Consider the following 17,988-nt stretch of genomic DNA (forward strand, 5'->3'; position numbering starts at 1 on the left):
CGCAACGTTACCCACTCTGAGGTTTCTCGCATCGACTTTCAGGCCAAGCAACGGTGTCCGCAAGCGGTCTGAGCGGCGACAACCACCGCGGCAAGCGCCTTTACCCTGCCCCGGTCAGCCAGGCGGCCATCCGCTGCTCCGCGGTGGCGATCTCCGCCAAGTCCACCCACTCGTCTTTCGTGTGCGCGAGGGTGGGATCCCCGGGACCGTAGTTGACCGCGGGAATCCCCAGCTCGGCCATGCGCGCCACATCGGTCCACCCGAGTTTCGCGCGTGCCTGCCCGCCGCCGACCGAGGCCACGAACGCGGCCGCCGTGGGATGGTCCAGCCCTGGGCGGGCCCCTGCCGCCACGTCGGTCACCCGCACGTCGAACCCGTCGAACACTTCCCGCAGGTGGGCTTCGGCTTCCTGCGGGGTGCGGTCGGGGGCGAACCGGTAGTTGACGGTGACGACGCACTGGTCGGGGATGACGTTGCCCGCCACCCCGCCGGTGATCCCCACCGCGTTGAGCCCTTCGTGGTAGCGCAGTCCGTCCACTTCGGGCTGGCGCGGCGTGTAGGCGCGCAGCACGTCGAGGATCCGGCCGGCTTCGTGGATGGCGTTGCGGCCCATCCACGAGCGGGCGCTGTGCGCGCGCACCCCCTGCGCGGTCACCTCCACCCGCATGGTGCCCTGGCAGCCGCCTTCGATCTGGCCCCCCGTGGGCTCCAGCAGCACCGCGAAGTCCCCGCGCAGCCAGTCGGGATGCCGGGCGACGAGCCGTCGCAGCCCGTTGCGCTCCGCTTCGACCTCCTCGCAGTCGTAGAAGACGAACGTGAGGTCGTAGACCGGGTCGGTCAGGGTCGCGGCCAGCTTGAGCTGGACCGCCACCCCGCTCTTCATGTCGGAGGCCCCGCAGCCGTAGAGCCTGCCGTCCACGACGCGGGAAGGCACGTTGTCGGCGATCGGCACCGTGTCCAGATGTCCGGCGAGGATCACGCGCCGCTCCCGCCCCAGGTCGGTGCGGGCCACGACCGCGTTGCCGTCCCGCAGCACAGTCAAATGCGCATAGGACCGCAGCGCCTGCTCTACCGCGTCAGCGAGCGGCTCCTCTTCCCCGCTCACCGACGCGATGTCGATGAGGCGTGCAGTGAGGTCACGGACATCCGCGGTGAGATCCAACATGGCTGCGCTTTCGTGGTGAGACGGGACGGGGACACGCTACCGGTCCCGGCCTGCTCCTTCGAGCCGACCGGGACCGGTGGGAAGAAGCGAGGGTCAGCCGTTGACGCCGTGCTCGCGGAGCAGTTCGTTGAGCGCGAGCTTGTCGTGCTCCTGCCCCTCCTCCAGGCGCTTGAGCACGAGCAGGCAGGGCAGGCCGAAGTCGCCGCCCGGGAAGCTCTTCACCCGGTTGGCGGTCACGCACACCGACCAGGCCGGAGCTTCACCGCGCTTGAGCTCTTCACCGGTCTCGGCGTCGAACACGCGGGTCGAGGCAGTGAGGATCGTGCCCGCGCCGAGCTTGGCGCCGCGGCGCACCCGCGCCCCCTCGACCACCATGCTGCGCGAGCCCAGGAACGCGTCGTCCTCGATGATGACCGGGGACGCCTGCGGCGGCTCCAGCACACCGCCGACCCCGACCCCGCCGGACAGGTGCACGTTCTTGCCGACCTGGGCGCAGGAGCCGACCGTGGCCCACGTGTCCACCATGGTGCCGGAGTCGACGTAGGCGCCGATGTTGGTGAAGGACGGCATCAGCACCGTCCCCGGGGCGATGTAGGAACCCCACCGGGCGATCGCGCCCGGCACCACGCGCACCCCGTCCAACCGGGTCTTCAGCGGGATGCGGTCGTGGTAGTGGAAGCCGCCCACCGTGGACTCTTCCATCCCCAGCACGCGGAAGCTCAACAGGATCGCGCGCTTGGCCCGCTGGTCCACGACGACCTCGTCGGTCTCAGGGTCCACGTGGGCGACGCGCGCCTTGCCGGCGTCGATCTGGTCGACCGCGCCCACGATGATCTCACGGGCCTCAGCGTCGTCGGGAGTGAGTTCGGAGCGGCGCTCCCACAGCTCGTCGATGCTCTCCGGGAGCGGACTGGTGTACGAGGTGGTCATGGCTGGGAGCCTACTGGGTTCCTCCCGGGCCGGGAAAAACCGGGCACTCTCGTGGTGTCGGTCACGGGTGTCTGCCAGGGACTACGCTGGACGGTCCGTACCATCAACTACGAGAACCTTATTTGGGTGGCGTAGTCCGGACCGCACTCCGTACGGGCAGGCCACCTGGCCTACCCTTATGCCGCATCATGAGGATTTGTCATCTCATAGCGTAGTTTCTCCCGACATCTATATGGTCAGCTCGTGCCCAGAAAGCGTCGAAGGATTTCCGCGTTCGTCAAGATCCTGTTCGCCTTGACCCTGGCCTGTGGTCTTCTCGTTGCCGCGGGTATCTATGCCATACGCTCCATCAAACCTCTTGACCTGACTCCACCGCCGCCGAAAGACGGCTGCCGCCTCGCCACCGAGGAGGACACTGACACGCTCGAAGTGGAGCAGGCCGCCAACGCGGCAACGATCGCGGGCGTGGCCTTCGCCATGGACCTTCCCCCGCGCTCCGTGGTCATCTCCTATGCCACGGTGTGGCAGGAGTCGCAGTTCTTCAACATCGAGTACGGTGACCGCGACTCGCTGGGACTGTTCCAGCAGCGCCCCTCTATGGACTGGGGCACTCCCGAAGAGATCATCGACCCCGTCTACGCCAGCACCAAGTTCTACGAAGAACTGGTGAAAGTCGAAAACTACCTGGAGATCCCCGTGTACAAAGCGGCCCAGGCGGTGCAGCGCAGCGCCGACGGGTTCGCTTACGACCAGCACACGGAGCGCGCCCAGGTCATGGCCAACGCCTTCACCGGTGTGGAAGGGGCCGTAGTGACCTGCTGGTTCCCGGACGAGGAAGCGGGTCCCACCGACGTGGCTGCCGCGGTCGAGGAGATGCGGCGCGTCTTCGGGGTCGGCCCCGAAGAGCTGGGAACCGTCGAGCGCCAGACCGGTGACCTCGGCTGGGCCATGGCCCAATGGGCGGTCGCCCACGCCGCCGCCTACGGTCTTACCTCGGTGACCTACCTCGACCAGCAGTGGACCGCTGAGTCCGGTCTCGCCGGGTGGCAGTCGCTGCCCACCACCACCCAGCAGCTTGTCTTGGAGTAGTCCGCGGCGCCGGCACGTGCCGGGGGTGCTGCCTACAGTTCCGCGAGCCGTTTGACCGCGGCCGCCACCCGCTCGTCGGTGGCGGTGAACGCCACCCGGACGTGCCGGGCCCCCGCCGGGCCGTAGAACTCGCCCGGAGCGACCAGGATGCCCTGCTCGGCCAGCACCCGCACCGAGCCCCACGCGTCATAGTCGGGGTGGCTCGCCCACAGGTACAGCCCGGCTTCCGAATGCGTGATCTGCCAGCCGGCTTTCTCCAATGCGTCGCGCAACTGGGTGCGGCGGGCCGCATAGCGCTGCTTCTGCTCTTCAGCGTGCTCGTCGTCGTCGAGCGCCGCCCGCATCGCCGCCTGCACGGGGGCGGGCACCATCATCCCGGCGTGCTTGCGGGCCTGGAGCAGCTGCTGGACGAGGGCCGGGTCGCCGGCCACGAAACCCGCCCGGTACCCGGCCAGGTTGGAACGCTTCGACAGGGAGTGCACGGCGAGCAGCCCTTCGTGGGAGCCGCCGCACACCTCGGGGTGGAGGATCGACAGGGGCCGCTCCCCTTCCCAGCCCAGTTCCAGGTAGCACTCGTCGGAGGCGACCACTACCCCGCGTTCCCGCGCCCAGGACACGACTTTCCGCAAGTGCTCGAGTCCGAGGACCCGGCCGGTGGGGTTAGCCGGAGAGTTGATCCACAGCAGTCCGGGGCGGACCGGCCCTAACTGGGTGAGCGAGTCGGCCGCGACCGGCGTGGCCCCCGCGATACGAGCCCCGACGTCATAGGTGGGGTAGGCCAGTTCCGGGAAAACCACGGTGTCGCCCGGGCCCAGTCCCAGCAGGGTGGGCAGCCAGGCCACCAGTTCCTTGGAGCCGATGGTGGGCAGGGTGGCGTCCGGGTCCACCTGCACCTGGTGGCGGCGCGCCAACCAGCCGCTGATGGACTCCCGCAGCGCCCGCGTGCCGTACGTCTGCGGGTATCCGGGGGTGTCCGCGGCCTCGGCTAGTGCCGCGCGCAGCCGCGGGGGCACCGGGTCCACCGGGGTGCCCACCGACAAGTCGACGATCCCGTCGGGATGCTGCGCTGCGGTCTCTTTGTACGGTGCCAACCGGTCCCACGGGAAGGTCGGTAGCCGGTCAGCCACCGGGCGCCGCTCGGCCATGGTCGCCACGTCCCCTCATCACGTCACTTCCCGCACCGTCCCGGTCGGCGGGCGCGGGCCCTGTTCTGTTGTACCGTGTCCGCCCCGCCGGGGCACGACTCGATCACGCCGCCGCCTTCCCCAGCCGGGGCCAGGCAACGGCGTGATCGTCACATTCCTCAGGCCACCGCACCAGCGATGGCCGGACCCGTATCCGCTTTCTTCGTCCTACTCGCCCTGCGGTGGAAGGGCAGCGACCAGCGGGTGGTCCCGGTCGATCTTGCCGACCTTGGAGGCACCTCCGGGAGAGCCCAGCTCCTCGAAGAACTCGACATTAACCTTGTAGAAGTCCGACCATTCGCTGGGCAGGTCGTCCTCGTAGTAGATGGCCTCCACCGGGCATACCGGCTCGCAGGCACCGCAGTCGACGCACTCGTCGGGGTGGATGTAGAGCATGCGCCCGCCCTCGTAGATGCAGTCGACGGGGCATTCTTCAATGCATGCCTTGTCGAGCACATCGACACACGGCTGCGCGATGACGTAAGTCACGTCGTATTCCTCCTCGGTCTCGCCACGTGGACCGCGTAAGTGGCTGCTACGTCGCGATACTTCTGACCGACCACCACCGAGTGGCCTCCCGGGGCTTGGTGCGCTTGCGGGACGGTCTGCGCGGAAGACCGGCAGCGCCCTCAAACGGGTCTTACGGCCAGAGGACACGGGTACCGCTGTCCCTAGTATTGCGTTGCACGAAGCCTGGATCACAATCGGGGGGTCGTGACTGTGGGATACGTTGCCCGCTTCACCCACGCCATAACCAAAGACGATGTCGGCCAGCGAGTCACTGTGCGTTTCCGGCTGCCAGACGGGAGATTCCGGGATATCGTCGGTGTATTGGAGTCATGGCACGACGATGTGCTCGTGTTGCGCCGCCGCGACGGGTCGCTCGCGCACGTGACCGCCGCGGAGATCGTGGCCAGCAAGGTCGTGCCGCCGCAGCCGCCCCGGCGTTCCGGCGCACCGGGTTCCGCGTAACCCACGGGCCGGGCCATCGGAGGTGAGACGAGGCAGGAGGTGGGAATCCCGCCGTGCAGGAAACCGTGGCCGCTGCCCTCGCTCACCTGACGCGCACGGATCCGGTCGCCGCCCACGTAGCGCAGAGCGCCTTGGACACCCTGCTCTCCGGCCGGCGATTGGAAACCCTGACCCAGCACGCCGTCCAAGAGTTCTGCTGGCACGTCCTCCCGGTGCGGTTCTCCTCCGAGCCCAGCGAGTGGCAGTTCGTCACCGACTCGCTCAGCTCCCTGTTCCGCCTCCTCGATTTAGACCGCTACGCCGACATCTGCGTATCGGAACGCACCCGCGAAGTGCTGCGCGCCTATGCGACCTCCCACGACCAGGGCCTGGCAGCCTACGAGCGCAGCATGCGCTCCTCCGGGGTGATCCCGCCCGACCTGCCCGAATTGACGTGGGGGACCGCGCTCGGCAACGCCGAGATCGAAGCCTACCGGGAGACGTCCGCGGTACTGGAGCTGGCGATCGCCGCAGGTGAAGTACGTCCAGGCACGCGCGGCTGGCGGGCAGCCCAAGAGGAGCGCGCCCGCAGCTTCCTCACCCAGCCCGACCACCACGGCCTCAGCTATCTGGACAAGATCCGCCAGGAACGGGTCGCGGAGTGGCTGGCGTCCCGCTCCCACCCGCACCGGGAGCACCTGCTGCCCCTGCGCGGCCAGCTCACCGCCGGCGTGGACATGCCGCGCAACGCGGCTGACGCGCTCGCCCCCGTGCAGCGGCTGCTCGACTATGCCGCCGACGGGATCGCGCTCACCCAGATCGGCTACATATCTCCTGCCGTGGTGCGGGCGCTGTGCGACGAATTCGGCTGGTGGACATCGCCGTCGCCGCCGCGCAGCGAAACCGATGTCATGCAGCTCATCGTGCTGCACAAACTGCTGCGGGCTATGCGGGCGGTGCGACGCTCCGGCCGTCGGCTGGTGCTGACCCGGCACGGGCGGCAGCTCCACAGCGACCTCAACGAACTGTGGCGCGCGGTCGCGGAAAGTGTGCTGGCCACCGACGGTTTCGAGCAGGCCGCGATCGAAACCCTGCTGGGTGTGCTGCTGCTCCGCTCCCCGCAGTCAGCGCCCGCCCCATACGGTGACGCCGACATCGACGTCGCCGACGAGGCGTGCCGGCTGCTCATCCAGTCCGGCTGGGAGGATGACGTCATCGGCGGGCGGCCCCGCACCGACCAGGTGCGCTCCGTCCTCATCAGCGTGGTGTGGCTGCTGGAGATCCTGGGGTGCATCACCGGCCCCGACCTGCTCGGCGACGGCCCCACCCCCCAGTTGACGAAGGTGGGGCGGGCTTTTGCGCTCACCGCGCTCCACTTGTCGGCGACGGCTCCGGCCGCGTCACTGTAGTCGGTGGGGCGACCCCGGCACGCGGCATGCTCTGCTGCCCTCTAGCCTGTGGGTAGTTCTTCCACACCGTGTTTCACCCGTGTGACCAGCAGGAGCAGCATGTCCACGTCTGATCCGGCACCCCGGTCGGCGGCTGAGGAGCCGCCCACCGGCCCGTCGACCACCGCTAAGACCGAGCCTGCCTCGCCCGGTTGGCTGGACTTCCTGCCCAGCCCGATGTTCCTGTTGCTGGTGGGGGTGACCGCGCTAGCCGGGTGGCTGTCGTGGACCCGCGCCGAAGAGACCGTGCTCGGCTGGCGCACCGCCTACGCGCCGTTCCTGCTGCTCCTCGGCGGCTGGCTCATCTGTCTGACCCTGCACCAGTACGTGCGGTCGCTACTGGCCTACCGGGGCGGGGACCGGGCGCTGCGCGGCAGCGGCTACCTGAAACTCAACCCGTTCGCTTTCCGGGAGCTCGGCGCCCAAGTGGTGCTCCCGGTCGCGTTCCTGCTGCTCGGCACGTTCGGGCTCAACGGCCCCGCCGTGCACGTGGACCGGTCCGCGGTCACCCGTCCTTTCCGGGTGCTCGCTGCTTTGGGCGGGCTGGCCACCAACGTCGTGCTGGCCGCGGTGCTGGCGGTCGCGGTGGCCCTGCTCGTCCCCGCAGGCCAGGTCACGAACAACTGGGCGATCGGCGCGGTGATGTTCCTGTGCTTCCTCAACGTCAGCGCGGCCCTGCTCGCCCTGCTGCCGGTGCCGGGCACGGTGGGCTACGACATCCTCACCGAGGCGGTCAACCGGTGGCGGCCCAGCCGCAACGCGGCGATCTTCGGCACGGTGCTGCTGTTCGCTGCCGTGTGGTGCCCGCCGATCCACGCCGTGTTCTTGGAGAGGCTGTTCTCCCTGTTCAGTCTGATTGGGGTGGAGTCGCTGTACCTCGAGTGGGGGCAGACGTTCCTCCGTCCGTGGTGACCTTGTCCCGGGTTTCGGGGGTCAGCACGGTCGCCACAATCACCGCGCCTACCCCGCCGTAGAGGAACAGGTAGGTGGGGACGGTGGAGGTCATGACCACGTCGCCGCCGGCCACGTACCCGGTCAGGAGGACACCGGCGAGAATCCACCCGGCGGCGAACGCTCCCGGCCCCCATTTGGCGCCGACCGCCCAGCCGATCACCCGGGCCCCGGAGAAGAGGACGAGGAGGAACAGCAGGACGGTTGCCACGCTGAGCAGTTGGCCGATCGTGCCGGTCAGCCACAGCCACGACGCCCACCCGGCGCACAGTCCCGCCACGATTCCGCCGACCAGGCCCAGTGCTGCGAGGAAGACGATGTTGAGCGCGGCCAGCATGCCCATCAGGCGGCGGTCCAGCCCGGCGGTGGCTTCCGCACCGGGCTCTGCGCGCTCACCGGTGTGCTCTGCCGAGGAAGTCACAGTGAGCAGCCTAACCGCTTCCCGCGCCCCAGCCGGGCCAGGGCGCGGGGTGGCTTGTCTTGCACGCTGCTGCCGTGCTCCTGGTCAGGCGAACAGGTCGGTTTCGTAGCCATCGGGGCCGCGGCGGGGTTCCGGGCCGTGCAGCAGGGTGAAGTACTCCACGGCGTGGATCTCCTGGGCGATGCCGTTGGAGAGCGCGAACCGGGTGCCCGCCACAGCGACCTGGGTGGCGTGCGCCTGCAGAGCGTCCCGCTTCTTCTCCCAGTAGGCGGAGCCGTCGATGCGGGTGGTCACCAGGTCGTCCGGGGTGCCGGGGGCGATGTCCTCCACCGCGGCGGGCGCGGTGAACGGGCCCGGGTCGGCTTGCATGCGTGCCACTGACTCTTCCAGCAGCTTCCTGGGCTGGGCGATCGCATACAGCTTGCGGGCTTGCCAGGGGGTGCCCGGCAGGGAGGGGTCCGCGGCTTGAGCGAAGGCGCGCATGGTCACCCGGTGCGCTTGGATGTGGTCGGGGTGCCCGTAGCCGCCGTTGTCGTCGTAGGTGACGATGACTTGGGGGCGCACTTCCCGGATGATCGCGGCGAGTTCGTGGGCGGCCGTGTCCACGTCGGCCTGCCAGAAGCACGCGGGGTGGCTGTTCGTGGGGGCACCCATCATGCCTGAGTCGCGGTAGCGCCCCTTGCCGCCCAGAAACCGCTGGTCGTGGACACCCAATGCGGCGCAGGCGCGTTCGAGTTCCGTCACCCGGTACTCGCCTAGTCCGCCTTCCCGGTCACTCGCCAAATGGGCCAGTTCCGGGGGGATCACTTCCCCTTCTTCACCGAGGGTGCAGGTCACAAGCGTGATGTGGGCTCCCTCGGCCGCGTATCGGGCCATGGTCGCCCCGGTGACGATGGTTTCGTCGTCAGGATGGGCGTGCACCAGCAGCAGGCGACGGTCGTTCATGCCGGTGACGATACCCGCGCCGGTGAACTCTTCTCCCGGCGCCTCAGTGAAACGCCTGCGGGATGGCGCACCGCCGGACTGCGGTCTACGGCTGTCAGAATGCGTGGCATGAGCTTCCCACGACAGTACGCTCGGACCCAGCGCTTCAGCATCGGTGTTCCCCGCTCGTTCCAGATCTCCCCGGACGGCCAGCGTGTCGCGTTCTTGAGAAGCCGGGACGGTACCGACACCGCGACCTGCCTGTGGGTTGCGGAACCGGACGGCACGGAGCGGATCATCGCGGACCCGCGCACGATCGGTGACACGGGGGAGGATCTGCCGCCGGAGGAGCGGGCCCGCCGGGAGCGGCTGCGTGAGTCAGGAAGCGGCATCGTCTCCTACAGCGTGGACAAGGCGTTCACCCGCGCCGTGTTCTCCTTGTCCGGCAGGCTCTACAGCGTGGAGTTGGACGGCTCCGGCACTCCCCGGGAGCTGCCCGCGGCCTCCCCGGCCATCGACCCGGTGCTGGACCCCACGGGACGGCTAGTGGCCTACGTCCACAAGGGCGCCATCCACGTGCTGGACCTCGCCGACGGTTTGGACCGCGTGGTGGCCGCCCCGGACGGGAAGAACATCACCTGGGGTCTGGCCGAGTTCATCGCCGCCGAGGAGATGGGACGCCACCGCGGCATGTGGTGGTCTCCGGACGGGACTTTCCTGCTCGCCACCCGTGTGGACACGACCCCGGTGCGGCGCTGGCACATCAGCGACCCGGGGAACCCCGAAGCCGTGCCGCAGACGGTCGCCTACCCGGCGGCGGGCACCGACAACGCCGAGGTGCGGTTGGCGGTGCTGCGGGCCGACAACACCGGGGAGCCGGTGTGGGTGGAATGGGACCGGGACGCCTTCCCGTACCTGGTCACCGCGGGGTGGACCCAGCGGTTGAAGGGCACGTCGACCATCGTGTTCACCGTGCAGGACCGGGCCCAGCGCACGCTGCGGGCGTGCACCGCGGACCCGCTCACCGGGCACCTCCACGAGCTGTGGACGGAGACCTCCGACACCTGGGTGGAGATCATGCCGGGGGTGCCGGAGTTCGACGCTTCAGGCGCGGCACTGCGTTTCGGGGTGGACTCTTCCGGGGAGCGGGCGCTGTACCTGGGCGACCGGATGGTGAACTCCCCCGGGCAGTACGTGCGGGCCGTACTGGACGTGGACGGGTGCTGCGTGCTGTATTCGGCGTCCCCTCTCGGGGAGCCGCACATCGTCCGGCTGTGGCTGTACGACAGTCGGACAGACACGCGCACTGAGATGAGCTTCCCCGGGGCGGACGGTCCTTCCGGGGTGCATTCTGGGCTGCTGCGCGGCGACACCTTGGTGATCCAGCGGCGCGACCTGTCCAGTCCGGGGGTGCGCACCGCGATCGTGCGGGGTGTGCACGAGGAGCAGTCCGTGACCGAGGTGGAGAGCCGGGCGGAGCGCCCCGACCTGCCCGGTGTGCACGTGCAGCTCCAGCGGTTGGGCGAACGGGAGATCCCTGCCGCGCTCGTGCTGCCGTCGTGGTATACGCCGGATTCTGATCCGCTGCCGGTCCTCCTGGACCCCTACGGCGGCCCGCACGCCCAGCGGGTGCTCTGCGCCCAGAGCGCCTACCTGACCGCGCAGTGGTTCGCGGAGCAAGGGTTCGCGGTGCTGATCGCTGACGGGCGCGGCACTCCGGGCATCGGCCTGGCGTGGGAGCAGGCCATCCACCGGAACATGGCGGAAACCGTGCTGGAGGACCAGGTGGCGGCACTCCACGCGGCGCCGGAGGCGTTCGGGGTGCGCCTGGACTTGACCAAGGTGGGGATCCGCGGGTGGTCGTTCGGCGGATACTTGGCGGCGCTGGCAGTGCTCCGCCGCCCGGACGTGTTCCACGCGGCCGTGGCGGGTGCTCCCGTCACCGACTGGCGGCTGTACGACACGCATTACACCGAGCGCTACCTGGGGCATCCGGACGACGATCCGGAATGCTACGAGCGGGAGTCGCTGCTGGTGGACGCGCCGAAGCTGCAGCGCCCGCTGCTGCTGATCCACGGGCTCGCTGACGACAATGTGGTGTTCGCCCACACGCAGCGGCTGTCGTCGGCGCTGCTCGCGGCGGGACGTCCGCACACGGTGCTGCCGCTGTCCGGAGCCACCCACATGGCCAACGATCCGACCGTGTCGGAGAACTTGCTGCTCGTGCAGGTGGAATTCCTCCGTGACGCACTGCACCTCACCTGAGTGACCGCGTGTTCTCGGCCTCGGCGGGATCGGACCGGTTTTCGTCCCGCCGGGGCCGTGTTTTTTTGGACCGCCCGGCATGGTTTTTGGCTACCCAGGGTACATAGTGTGTCACCGATTGTCCGTTAGGTGGATAGTGTCCCTTCCTCGGACTGACTGTCCGAGACACTCCACCCGGTGGGCTGATCGGAGTCCCCCGCTCCGCCTGACTCCGACAACCCAGAAAGGAACGGGTCGTGAACCATTCCTCCCGAAGAACCACCTCCCTCCTTTTCACTGCCGCGCTGGCCGCCACTGCACTGGTCGCCGCCACCACCCCCGCCTCCGCCCAAGAGCTCGCCCTCAAACGCGACCTCGGGTTGAGCGACGCTGAAGTCGCGGAACTGCGCGCCGCCGAAGCCGAAGCAGTCGAGCTGGAAGAGGAGCTGCGCGACTCCCTCGGCTCCGATTTCGGCGGCGTCTACTTGGACGCGGACACCACAGAGATCACGGTCGCCGTCACCGACCCCGCCGCCGTGTCCCGTGTCGACGCGGACGACGTCACCGTGGACGTTGTTGATTTCGGGGAAACCGCCCTCAACGACTTCGTGGCGTCCCTCAACGCGATCGCTGACACCGCTGACCCAAAGGTCACCGGCTGGTACACCGACCTGGAGTCCGATGCGGTAGTCATCACCACGCTCCGGGGCGGCACTCCGGCAGCCGAAGAGCTCGCCGAGCGGGCTGGTCTGGACGAGCGGGCCGTGCGCATTGTCGAAGAGGACGAAGAGCCGCAGTCCCTTGCCGCCATCATCGGCGGCAACCCCTACTATTTCGGGAACTACCGCTGCTCTATCGGATTCTCGGTCCGCCAGGGCAGCCAGACCGGCTTCGCCACCGCGGGCCACTGCGGTTCGACAGGCACGCGAGTCAGCTCCCCCTCAGGCACTGTCGCCGGATCGTACTTCCCCGGCCGTGACATGGGCTGGGTGCGTATCACCAGCGCTGACACCGTCACCCCGCTCGTCAACCGCTACAACGGCGGAACGGTGACCGTCACCGGTTCGCAGGAGGCCGCCACCGGCTCTTCGGTGTGCCGCTCCGGAGCGACCACCGGGTGGCGCTGCGGCACCATCCAGTCGAAGAACCAGACCGTCCGCTACGCGGAAGGAACCGTCACCGGCCTGACCCGCACCACTGCCTGCGCTGAAGGCGGCGACTCCGGCGGCCCGTGGCTCACCGGTTCCCAAGCCCAAGGGGTGACCTCGGGCGGCACCGGTGACTGCCGGTCCGGCGGCATCACGTTCTTCCAGCCCATCAACCCGCTGCTGTCCTACTTCGGACTGCAACTGGTCACCGGCTGAGCCGGTCTTCTCGGCCCCGGGTTCCCCTGTCGCGGCGGTCCTTGGGCCGCCGCGGCGGTGGGCCCACACGTCTGACCAGTCACCCACCGTTAGGCTGGAGCTATGCGTTCTGTTTCGGCCGCCGTTGTCGACGCTGCCGTAGTCGTCCTCTTCGTGCTCATCGGACGGTCCAGCCACGGTGAGCCCAACACCCTGATCGACGTGGTCACCACCCTGTGGCCGTTTGCTGCTTCCCTCGCCTTGGGGTGGATCGTCGCCCGAGCCTGGCAGATGCCTGTCGCCCCCTTGCGCACCGGCGTGGGAGTGTGGGCGATCACCGTCGCCGCAGGCATGGCGCTGCGTGCCCTCTCCGGCGGTGGAATCGCCGTGTCGTTCATCGTCGTAGCGTCGCTGTTCCTCGCCGCAGGCCTCATCGGCTGGCGTGTCGTCGCCACCCTGGTGCTGTCCCGCCGCACCACCACTCCTACCCCCCACTGACTCCACACACGGTGGGCGACGTGTCCTGCGGAGGCGTTCCCGCTGCCTGTCCTACTCGTACCCCCGCGGATGTCGACGATGTAGACCAGGGTTGCGCCTCCCAGAACACCCACGGCGGCACGGCCCGCGTCACGGTAGGTCTCGTGCACTGCCCGACCATGCCAGGCAGTGGAGAGCCGGGCATCCCGCGGCTGCCCAGTCAGGCATGGCATAGACGGACACTGTGAATCGCGTGAGGGCCTGTCCGCACCCTCCCGTCTGCCATGGCGGGCAAGGACACCAACGTGTAGGAAAGCTGGATGTCAGAGTGGCCCGCTAGCGCTGTGGTATGCGGACTGCGGGCGGTCTAAAGAGGTGTGCCTGGTGATGAGGAATGCCTCGCTGAAGAGAGTCGCCCTCACCATGTCCTGATCGTCGCGGAGCCATGCCCTGCGTTGTCTCCGGGAAGCCGCTCGCGAGAGTGACGGCATCGTGGCTTCCCTCTCAACATCTCTAGGGGCCACTGGTGGTTCGTGGAGGACCCGCGCAAGTCCCGGGAGGCACACAGTTGGTGACGGCGAGGTCCACACTGCTCCGACGATGATCGGCTCAACGACGTAGGCGGTTACGGGGATGCGGACGTATCTGCCGAGGTGGGAAGAGCTCCGGCACACGCCTAGGGCTGTTCCCTGATCGTGCGAACACGAGCCAGGAGCGGTCTCTCATTCGTTTTTAGGCCGCATGTGCTCCGGGAGCACGAACACACCTCGACCGACCACTGACCGAACCAAGCCTTGTTCCTTGAGCCAGTTAACCGCACGCTCGGCGGTTCCCTTGGCAATGCCGAATTCCTGGTGGAGCTGTTTCACGCTCGGGATGGGCTTACCAGGCTGGTACCAGCCTGCTCTTATCCGCGAAAGCAGGATGGCCGCAATCTGCTTCCACACCGGATCGATGCACACCGGGTCAATCTCACTGTCTGGTCCGTACTCCCGGGACAAGGGTCCTAGATCTTCCATGTCCATAGCTTGCGTTACCACTTTTCACCGTACGTCTTCTGGTGTAGGCATGGGGATTTATGGTTACCCACAGGTTGGCAAGCCAAAGTCTTTGAATCCTTGTGTATGAGTGGGTAGGTGTGGGTAGGCTAGGGGACGTCTAAGGAACACGAAAAAGCTCCCGCGGTCGCGGCCACGACCCGGGAGCATGGTCAACGCTGCATGGGAGCGCTGACGTGGTCAGTCTACTGCTCAACTGGTTGGGCGTGGGTTTCCGCCTGCTCAGGCCCGTGACTGGGGTGCACGCAGCCCCGAAGTCGGTTGTCGCCACTCTGGAAGCCCCGTCCGTCCGCTCCCGCAAAGCACGGGAGCCGCACTCTCACCCCGCACCGACCGCCAAGCAAAACACCACCGCGAGCCGCCGCGGCCCGGTTCCGGTAGTCGACCCGGACAACGTCAATCCGCAAGCCGCTTTGATCCGTCCCTACTTCGTGGCGCATGAACGTCAAGCCGCTCTCGGGAGGTTTCTGATGTCCGACCTTGCCAAGGCTGACGCCATTTATGACCGGCTGAGCGAAGCGGTCCGCGAGCGTCTGGACGACCCGGAACTAGCGGACGCTTTCGAGCACCTCGACGACTGGCTGCGTGCGGGTCGCGCGCTTCCCACCCCGTGGAAGCGTGAGTAAGTCGCTGCGGTAAGCCTTCTTCCCTCCCACCAGGGCCCGTTTTAGCTCTCCGCCTCTCCTGGAGCTAGCGGGCCCGTTTTGCACCTGGCTCCAGAGGTACGGGGTATGGACTGACCGCGGATACGGGAGCGCGTACAGCTTCGGGCTGCTACGGGACAAGAAGCACGCCGCAGGCCGCACCTTCGGCTATGCCACACGCGACTTCAACGATGGTTGGCTGATCTCCGCGAGCAGCTACGGTGCCCGTCCAGGCATCTGCGAGTTAGCCGAAAAAGCCGAGTAGGCCTGAACACATCCGACCCAATGAGACAAGAGGAGGAACGCTGCTAGCCCGCCTGGGAAGCTCGAGCACGCCGATCTGTTTCTACGACTCAACTTTCTGAGGCACTAAGAGACCGTTCACAGGACGCCGCTACGTCGGCTGTGCTCCCCGACCATGGCAGCGCAACACTGTCTTCAGAGAAGTAACACTGCAACTCAACGGCCTGTATGACCGCTCTTCGATAGCGGTTACACAGTGCTTAGATGGCTTTCGCAGAAACTATTAAGTACGAGTTATTTATAAAATCATCAAGCAGGAATCATCCTTTCAAGCCTTGTGTCAATCACTGGAACCAACTTACGAATAAGAGTCCTCAACTCAACTTCCAAATCGGAACCTCCAGAAGAAACTGGAATCTTTACCTCTATACAAAATACCCCACTCCTAGTTCTTCCCAAAAAAATATATAGATTCTCTTCACCTCCTTTTCCAAGACCATAATAAGCAAAAGATTCATCGGCCATATCAGCCATCAACTCTTCATTTATTAATGAATCGAATTTTTCATTAACAGAAGATTTCTCTTCAGAAAGAAGATCCTTCGCCTGCTTCAGACGTTGCTCATCAGAAAAACTACCAGCAAAAACCTTATAACTCAGAGAGAAAATCCATTTATTTCCTGTCGAACTATACACTTCCCAGGTACAGTCATCTTGGACTATACGATCTTCAGCATCAGGACCAGGGTCACTGTAGTTATCTTCAGAAGATATCCTCACCGGCCCCATTTCTCTAAAGGCACCAGCTTGCCCAGATGTCTCCAAAGACCGACAAAGATCCAAGGATCCTTGTTCCATAGACAGCGGAGGTTCCCAAGTTACAACCGGAGATCCCGTCTGAATCCTGCCTGAAGAAGAATCACCTAAGCCTGAAACAAAAATAGCCTTGACGAGGCTAGAAATTATCCAGACAACCAGGAGACCAGCCAACACACCAGAGCCAGAAAAAATCAAAAACGCCTTAAACCCATGAATCCCCTCTTTTTTAACTTGTCTAGCTCCCATTATTTACCCAGTCTCTCCAATTGTTCTTTAGCTTCCGGAGCCTCCAACGGCCTGGTGAAGCCCATGATCGGCGCCCGGTTAGGGCTGTCGTATTCACGTACCGCGATAGGCCCGCAGTTGGTGCACCAGGCTTCAACCATCAGGCCGTCCCCGATCACCATGCCGACATGTCCTGGCCCCGGGGGTTCTCCTGGCCGCTGTACGTCGAAGAAGACCAGGTCTCCTGGCTGTTCCTGCCCCTTGGGAATGCGAGGGCCGAAATTCCATTGGTCCTGAGAGATGCGGGGAATCGTGACTCCGATGCTCTCGTAGGCCCGCATGACTAGCCCCGAGCAGTCAAAACCGTTCGGCCCTGTACCACCCCACACATAGGGTTTGCCTCGCTGGGCCAGTGCCCAGTCCACCACCGCTTGGACCAGATCGTCCGGAGCGCTGCCGATGAAGTTACCGTCAGCGGTCAGCGTGCAGTTCACCGCGGTAGCGATGGACGCGCTCGCCGTGTACGAGCCTTCCGCGTACTTCTCCGCCCACTCCAAAACCTCGTCGACATACCACCAGGCGTGGTTGTAGGCGTAGATCGCCTGGCGGATGTCTTCTTTGGCACCGTGGTCGAGCAGATAGTCGGCTGCGGCGGGAATGGCATCCTCTGGGTCGTACACGTTCACGATGCCGTCGCCGTTACCGTCCTGGCCGTAGCCTTCCTCTGGACGGTCCTCGACAGGCATGATCGGTTCTCCACCCCAGCTATTGCCTGCCGCAGACCCGTCCAGAGCACCGAACTGCATCGGTCCGGCTGCCCCCCAGTCGTTGTGTCCTTCCGTGATGCCCGGTCCGTCCCAACGACCGTGGTGGCTTTCCACCTGGCCGATCCCAGCCAGCACGTTCCACGGGATCCCTTTTTCCTCCCCGACCCTCTGGTAGATCTCTAGGTAGTTTTCCGGGATGGAGTTCTCGGCGTACCCGGAGGCTTCCACCTGTTCGGTCTCACTGGTGCATTTCAGTGCCCCAGAGGTGAGGTTGGCGACGCTTTGATTGACCGTGGCCAACGGAATGACGACCACCGCGACGGTCACCACGCCCGCGATGAACAGGCCGACACCGATCGCAAATTGGGTCGCGCAGTTGCCGTCGTCAGACGGAGGTACGCGGACGAACAGCCGGAGCATCACCCGCCTCCCAGGTTGCCTGCATCAGCCGGTTGGAAGTCGTAGACCCGCCAGCTCCCGCCTTCTTTGACCATGGTGACGGCAAAGTCCCCAAGGTTCTGGGCTTTACCGTCATCGCTTTCCGTAATGGACTGCACTTTGAGGATGAAGACGATCGACTCATCGTCGAAGCCGCGGATCGACTTCACCACCGCACGTCCAGTGGAAACCGCCTGCTGTTCAGCGCGTTCTCCCCACAGCGCTTCAGCTCCGGAACTCTGCGCGAGAGTCCGGGCATACTCCTTGGTGGCGTGCTCGCCGAGCCTGTCGTAATACTCCTGGGGGGATTTCGAATAGTCGATGGTGCCGTAGTCGGTGGCGAACTCCTGGGCCACAGCCGCTGCAGCAATGAACTCTTCTTCGCTGAAGGGCAGCCAGTCGGCGAGCGCCATATCTTCAGCCGCCACGGTGGGCAGCGGCTCGACAGGCTGGTCCTCTCCCCCTTCCTCCAGGGTCTCAGTCCTGCCGCCTTCGGCCACCTGCTCCTGCTGCTCCGGGTCTGACGTGTCAGAACCACCTCCCAGGCTCCAATAGATGCCGAAGGAGACGAGGGCCACGATCAGGACACCGAAGACAAGGCGCTGTGCGCCGTCGGAAAGTGGCTTGGACATGGGGGCTTTCCTGCTGGTGAGGTGGTTACAGGGGT

18 protein-coding genes are annotated in these 17,988 nt (G+C 66.1%); 8 read left to right on the forward strand and 10 right to left on the reverse strand.

What is annotated here, in order from left to right; genetic code table 11:
* Positions 1–100: 100 nt before the first annotated feature.
* On the reverse strand, positions 101–1,165 hold the full coding sequence (gene dapE, locus CW348_RS07100; RefSeq protein ID WP_011290942.1) for a succinyl-diaminopimelate desuccinylase: 1,065 nt from the start codon (positions 1,163–1,165) through the stop codon (positions 101–103).
* 93 nt (positions 1,166–1,258) lie between these two features.
* Entirely contained in the window at positions 1,259–2,095 is an 837-nt protein-coding gene (locus tag CW348_RS07105) for a 2,3,4,5-tetrahydropyridine-2,6-dicarboxylate N-succinyltransferase (RefSeq protein WP_011290941.1), read from the reverse strand.
* A 243-nt stretch (positions 2,096–2,338) separates the two neighbouring features.
* Here CW348_RS07105 and CW348_RS07110 point away from each other — a divergent pair, with 243 nt between their 5' ends.
* Positions 2,339–3,184: a hypothetical protein gene (locus tag CW348_RS07110; RefSeq protein ID WP_104612839.1), complete on the forward strand. Its 846-nt coding sequence runs from the start codon at positions 2,339–2,341 to the stop codon at positions 3,182–3,184.
* 32 nt (positions 3,185–3,216) lie between these two features.
* Here the strand turns inward: CW348_RS07110 and dapC are convergent, their stop codons facing one another.
* Positions 3,217–4,329 (reverse strand): succinyldiaminopimelate transaminase, encoded by a 1,113-nt coding sequence (gene dapC, locus CW348_RS07115; RefSeq protein ID WP_011290939.1) that lies wholly within the window; start codon positions 4,327–4,329, stop codon positions 3,217–3,219.
* Between the two features lie 207 nt (positions 4,330–4,536).
* The gene (gene fdxA, locus CW348_RS07120) at positions 4,537–4,857 is read right to left on the reverse strand and encodes a ferredoxin (RefSeq protein ID WP_011290938.1); all 321 of its coding nucleotides are present in this window, start codon (positions 4,855–4,857) and stop codon (positions 4,537–4,539) included.
* A 231-nt stretch (positions 4,858–5,088) separates the two neighbouring features.
* Between fdxA and CW348_RS07125 the strand changes: the two genes are divergently transcribed.
* The 3 genes from CW348_RS07125 (at position 5,089) to CW348_RS07135 (ending at position 7,679) form a co-directional block, all read left to right on the forward strand.
* Entirely contained in the window at positions 5,089–5,340 is a 252-nt protein-coding gene (locus CW348_RS07125; RefSeq protein WP_011290937.1) for a hypothetical protein, read from the forward strand.
* A gap of 53 nt (positions 5,341–5,393) precedes the next feature.
* Positions 5,394–6,728 (forward strand): hypothetical protein, encoded by a 1,335-nt coding sequence (locus tag CW348_RS07130; RefSeq protein ID WP_016188205.1) that lies wholly within the window; start codon positions 5,394–5,396, stop codon positions 6,726–6,728.
* Positions 6,729–6,827: 99 nt separating this feature from the next.
* Positions 6,828–7,679, forward strand: a complete 852-nt coding sequence (locus CW348_RS07135; RefSeq protein ID WP_258076877.1) for a site-2 protease family protein — start codon at positions 6,828–6,830, stop codon at positions 7,677–7,679.
* Here the strand turns inward: CW348_RS07135 and CW348_RS07140 are convergent.
* Positions 7,615–8,139: a hypothetical protein gene (locus CW348_RS07140; protein ID WP_104612840.1), complete on the reverse strand. Its 525-nt coding sequence runs from the start codon at positions 8,137–8,139 to the stop codon at positions 7,615–7,617. The genes CW348_RS07135 and CW348_RS07140 overlap by 65 nt on opposite strands.
* A gap of 84 nt (positions 8,140–8,223) precedes the next feature.
* Positions 8,224–9,084, reverse strand: a complete 861-nt coding sequence (mshB, locus tag CW348_RS07145) for an N-acetyl-1-D-myo-inositol-2-amino-2-deoxy-alpha-D-glucopyranoside deacetylase (protein ID WP_104612841.1) — start codon at positions 9,082–9,084, stop codon at positions 8,224–8,226.
* Positions 9,085–9,192: 108 nt separating this feature from the next.
* On the opposite strand from mshB, the gene CW348_RS07150 reads away from it, so the two are divergent.
* The 3 genes from CW348_RS07150 (at position 9,193) to CW348_RS07160 (ending at position 13,148) form a co-directional block, all read left to right on the forward strand.
* Positions 9,193–11,328, forward strand: a complete 2,136-nt coding sequence (locus CW348_RS07150; RefSeq protein WP_011290932.1) for a S9 family peptidase — start codon at positions 9,193–9,195, stop codon at positions 11,326–11,328.
* Positions 11,329–11,564: 236 nt separating this feature from the next.
* Positions 11,565–12,671: a S1 family peptidase gene (locus CW348_RS07155; protein ID WP_016188200.1), complete on the forward strand. Its 1,107-nt coding sequence runs from the start codon at positions 11,565–11,567 to the stop codon at positions 12,669–12,671.
* A gap of 102 nt (positions 12,672–12,773) precedes the next feature.
* The gene (locus CW348_RS07160; protein WP_011290930.1) at positions 12,774–13,148 is read left to right on the forward strand and encodes a DUF3054 domain-containing protein; all 375 of its coding nucleotides are present in this window, start codon (positions 12,774–12,776) and stop codon (positions 13,146–13,148) included.
* A 701-nt stretch (positions 13,149–13,849) separates the two neighbouring features.
* Here CW348_RS07160 and CW348_RS07165 read toward each other — a convergent pair.
* The gene (locus tag CW348_RS07165; protein WP_016188199.1) at positions 13,850–14,152 is read right to left on the reverse strand and encodes a GntR family transcriptional regulator; all 303 of its coding nucleotides are present in this window, start codon (positions 14,150–14,152) and stop codon (positions 13,850–13,852) included.
* Positions 14,153–14,361: 209 nt separating this feature from the next.
* Between CW348_RS07165 and CW348_RS07170 the strand changes: the two genes are divergently transcribed.
* Entirely contained in the window at positions 14,362–14,811 is a 450-nt protein-coding gene (locus tag CW348_RS07170; protein WP_011290928.1) for a hypothetical protein, read from the forward strand.
* Positions 14,812–15,381: 570 nt separating this feature from the next.
* Here CW348_RS07170 and CW348_RS07175 read toward each other — a convergent pair.
* Genes CW348_RS07175 through CW348_RS07185 form a run of 3 tightly spaced genes read right to left on the reverse strand, consistent with a single transcriptional unit; the run spans position 15,382 to position 17,953 of the window.
* Positions 15,382–16,137 carry a hypothetical protein gene (locus tag CW348_RS07175; RefSeq protein WP_287463230.1) on the reverse strand — a complete coding sequence of 252 codons (756 nt, stop codon included), beginning with the start codon at positions 16,135–16,137 and terminating at the stop codon, positions 15,382–15,384.
* Positions 16,137–17,303 (reverse strand): bifunctional lytic transglycosylase/C40 family peptidase, encoded by a 1,167-nt coding sequence (locus CW348_RS07180; RefSeq protein WP_287463232.1) that lies wholly within the window; start codon positions 17,301–17,303, stop codon positions 16,137–16,139. Before CW348_RS07180 ends, CW348_RS07175 begins: the two co-directional genes overlap by 1 nt.
* The gene (locus CW348_RS07185) at positions 17,303–17,953 is read right to left on the reverse strand and encodes a hypothetical protein (RefSeq protein ID WP_104613139.1); all 651 of its coding nucleotides are present in this window, start codon (positions 17,951–17,953) and stop codon (positions 17,303–17,305) included. The genes CW348_RS07180 and CW348_RS07185 overlap by 1 nt, the downstream gene beginning before the upstream one ends.
* Positions 17,954–17,988: the final 35 nt, after the last annotated feature.

Source organism: Thermobifida sp., from assembly GCF_017577275.1.
Taxonomy (GTDB): domain Bacteria; phylum Actinomycetota; class Actinomycetes; order Streptosporangiales; family Streptosporangiaceae; genus Thermobifida; species Thermobifida fusca.

Coding starts and splice junctions, on each gene's coding strand:
- dapE (WP_011290942.1), bottom strand. CDS start 1,165: ATGTTGGATCTCACCGCGGATGTCCGTGACCTCACTGCACGCCTCATC.
- CW348_RS07105 (WP_011290941.1), bottom strand. CDS start 2,095: ATGACCACCTCGTACACCAGTCCGCTCCCGGAGAGCATCGACGAGCTG.
- dapC (WP_011290939.1), bottom strand. CDS start 4,329: ATGGCCGAGCGGCGCCCGGTGGCTGACCGGCTACCGACCTTCCCGTGG.
- CW348_RS07135 (WP_258076877.1), top strand. CDS start 6,828: ATGTCCACGTCTGATCCGGCACCCCGGTCGGCGGCTGAGGAGCCGCCC.
- mshB (WP_104612841.1), bottom strand. CDS start 9,084: ATGAACGACCGTCGCCTGCTGCTGGTGCACGCCCATCCTGACGACGAA.
- CW348_RS07150 (WP_011290932.1), top strand. CDS start 9,193: ATGAGCTTCCCACGACAGTACGCTCGGACCCAGCGCTTCAGCATCGGT.
- CW348_RS07160 (WP_011290930.1), top strand. CDS start 12,774: ATGCGTTCTGTTTCGGCCGCCGTTGTCGACGCTGCCGTAGTCGTCCTC.
- CW348_RS07165 (WP_016188199.1), bottom strand. CDS start 14,152: ATGGACATGGAAGATCTAGGACCCTTGTCCCGGGAGTACGGACCAGAC.
- CW348_RS07175 (WP_287463230.1), bottom strand. CDS start 16,137: ATGGGAGCTAGACAAGTTAAAAAAGAGGGGATTCATGGGTTTAAGGCG.
- CW348_RS07180 (WP_287463232.1), bottom strand. CDS start 17,303: ATGCTCCGGCTGTTCGTCCGCGTACCTCCGTCTGACGACGGCAACTGC.
- CW348_RS07185 (WP_104613139.1), bottom strand. CDS start 17,953: ATGTCCAAGCCACTTTCCGACGGCGCACAGCGCCTTGTCTTCGGTGTC.